Source organism: Bacillus infantis (genome assembly GCF_050107595.1).
In the GTDB taxonomy this organism is placed as follows: domain Bacteria; phylum Bacillota; class Bacilli; order Bacillales; family Cytobacillaceae; genus Bacillus_AB; species Bacillus_AB infantis_C.
The window spans coordinates 1-207 of record NZ_JBNILH010000060.1 but is presented as its reverse complement, the minus strand read 5'-3'; the positions used below and the strand labels follow the sequence as shown (position 1 = coordinate 207).

The 207-nt window shown below is 34.3% G+C and carries 1 pseudogene; it reads right to left on the bottom strand.

Going from position 1 to position 207, the window contains the following annotated elements:
• Positions 1-70 precede the first annotated feature (70 nt).
• Positions 71-207: pseudogene (locus ACQCVH_RS25430) on the bottom strand (IS110 family transposase); the annotation flags it as partial.

Genomic DNA, 207 nt, shown 5'->3' with positions numbered 1-207 from the left:
ACTAATCCGTGCTTCAAATGTCTCCAAGAATATAAACCCACAACTACTAATTATCTAAACCAAACTAGAATTAAGCGGCTAATTCTGCCTGCTTTAATAATGCCAAATGAGGGATGTCCTTTAACATTCTTTCTTCACTAAATTCAAACTGCTTTTTACCAATGCCAAAGAAGATACGAATCAATTTATTACACAAAGCAATCAGGG